A 935-nucleotide genomic window follows, 5' to 3' on the forward strand; every position below is an offset into this window, starting at 1 on the left:
ATTGACGAAGTGCCTGTTCCAAGAGCAAAGTTTTGGTGCACGCCAAAAACCGCTCTGGGGAGGAACAGGCAATGAACAAATTAGTGGAAATTTTCTGTGATGTCGATGACTTTTGCCGTTTTTTCATTCCCCAGTGGACACAGTTTTGTCTCGATAACGGATACCGCCGGCGCCGCAGACAAGGTCATATGTATCCCAGTGAAATCATGACCATCCTGATCCTCTTTCATATGTCGCATTACCGTGATTTTAAACATTTTTATCTGGCGCATATTTGGAAATATCATCATAACGACTTTCCAACCTTGCTCAGTTATCCCCGTTTTGTCAGTGTCGCCCCTTCCGTTTTAGTGCCTCTGTGCAGTTATCTGACTCAGTTAAAAGGAAAACCCACCGGGATCGCGTTTATCGATTCCACGAGTTTGCGCGTGTGTCATCACATCCGTATTCCCCGGCATAAGGTGTTTAAGGAGGTCGCCAAACGGGGAAAAACCTCAATGGGATGGTTTTACGGTTTCAAACTCCACTTGATGGTTAACCATCAGGGTGAAATTTTGGCGCTTAAAGTCACTGCCGGTAATGTGGATGATCGGGAACCGGTTCAAGAATTAGCAAAAGCATTAACGGGTTCTTTGTATGGCGACAAAGGTTATCTCAGTCAAAAACGGGCAGATGATTTGGCGCAAACCGGTATCACTTTCATCACGAAAAAGCGCCATAACATGAAAGCATGCGTGTTGGATGAGTGGGATAAAATAATGTTAAAAAAGCGATTTATCATCGAAACGATTAATGGCCAATTAAAAATCATTTCTCAAATAGCGCATTCACGCCACCGAAGTATAAAAGGCTTTCTGTTGTGCGTCTTAGGGGGATTGATTGCTTACTGCCTTAAATTAAAGAAGCCATCACTGAAAGTTTTCTACTCAGAAGAC

The 935-nt window shown here is 43.5% G+C and carries 1 protein-coding gene; it reads left to right on the forward strand.

What is annotated here, in order from left to right; all coding sequences use genetic code 11:
• Positions 1 to 71: 71 nt before the first annotated feature.
• On the forward strand, positions 72 to 935 hold an 864-nt coding region (locus Xkoz_RS19195; RefSeq protein ID WP_099143521.1), incomplete at its 3' end, for an IS982 family transposase.

Origin of the sequence: Xenorhabdus kozodoii, from assembly GCF_002632875.1 — a bacterium.
In the GTDB taxonomy this organism is placed as follows: domain Bacteria; phylum Pseudomonadota; class Gammaproteobacteria; order Enterobacterales; family Enterobacteriaceae; genus Xenorhabdus; species Xenorhabdus kozodoii.